This window comes from Vibrio sonorensis (assembly GCF_001854765.1).
In the GTDB taxonomy this organism is placed as follows: Bacteria; Pseudomonadota; Gammaproteobacteria; order Enterobacterales; family Vibrionaceae; genus Vibrio; species Vibrio sonorensis.
Map to the genome: position 1 here is coordinate 1 of NZ_LJJE01000125.1, position 1,225 is coordinate 1,225.

At 40.7% G+C, this 1,225-nt stretch carries 1 protein-coding gene and 1 pseudogene; both read right to left on the reverse strand.

Features of this window, described 5'->3' with window-relative positions; genetic code table 11:
- Window positions 1–41: 41 nt before the first annotated feature.
- Window positions 42–541, reverse strand: a pseudogene (locus BLO31_RS24740) (transposase); the annotation flags it as partial.
- A gap of 60 nt (window positions 542–601) precedes the next feature.
- Window positions 602–733 (reverse strand): hypothetical protein, encoded by a 132-nt coding sequence (locus BLO31_RS24980; protein WP_281182307.1) that lies wholly within the window; start codon window positions 731–733, stop codon window positions 602–604.
- Between the last annotated feature and the right edge of the window lie 492 nt (window positions 734–1,225).

A 1,225-nucleotide genomic window follows, 5' to 3' on the forward strand; every position in this document is an offset into this window, starting at 1 on the left:
AGCTTCATTAGACGATGTACTTGGTTAATACCACAGATTTACCCTTCATCTCGTAAGTCACTGTAGATTTTTCGATAACCATACACACAGCCTGACTCCAGCCAAAATTGCTTTATCAGTCCGAGAAAGTATTTTCGCCGCTTTTCTTGTCTACTATCTGGATTTTTGAGCCAAGAATAATAACCACTTGGGTGAATACCAAAGACTTTACACATGCGTCGAACAGACCAAATTGTCTGATTCGCTTTAATAAAGGCATACCTCAGTCGGACTGGCTTGCGAAGTACACCGCGGCTTTTTTTAGTATGTATCGCTTTTCTGTTACTCGCTGCAATTCCTTTTTAAGTCGACCAATTTCAGCACTTTCATCACATTGAGCTTGGTATTGTAAGGAGTTAGGACCATCGCATTTAATCCACGCATACAAACTATGGCTCGTTGTTCCAAGTCGCGCTGCAACAACAGACACGCTATGACCTTTTTCAGTCACTTGTTTGACTGCTTCAATTTTAAATTCTTCTGGATATCTCTTGCTGCTCATAGGCACCTCTCTATTAGTCATTTTGTCTAACTAAAAGGTGTCTATCAAGTCGGTGGCTATTCAGTCTGCTTTTGCCTCTAACATGAGTGATTTACGCTCTCTTTTGAGGCGTGTAGCCGTCAGTGCACCATCGTACCAAGATAGTATCGCTTCCCCTGTATTTACTAGGGTTTTGATAACGTGAACCATCATGCGACTCTCATAGTTTTGTAGAGTTTTCCATAGTTCAGGGTGAAAAAAGTAATCCTTTATCTTGTGATTTTTTTCAGTTAAAAGTTTGACTATTTCCTTTGCAACTGTATGAACCTGATCTAGAGATTGCACTAACCACCCGTACTTTCTGGGGGTAGAGTGAGGTTTTTCTGTCCTAGATCTTCCTGTAGCTCGGTTTGAATTAATAGCAGTTCATCAGGGTCTGTCTATAGGCTTAAGTACATTATACCAACTGGTAGCCTTTTTGGCTTTTGGGTAGACAAGTAGATATTCTCTAAGCGTTGTTCTAAAGCTTGAAATAGCAGCGACCTCATTTCTTTAGTACAGGATTACAAGCATTTTGGTCTTACATAGCGCACGGCGCTCCCTTTTAAATTGCTCATATGCCTGATTTACGGAATAGCAATCGAAACTATCATCGATAAGCTGTCCAGCTATTATATTTCGCCTGTAAAGGCAATCGCCTGTTGT

Coding starts and splice junctions, on each gene's coding strand:
- BLO31_RS24980 (WP_281182307.1), bottom strand. CDS start 733: ATGATGGTTCACGTTATCAAAACCCTAGTAAATACAGGGGAAGCGATA.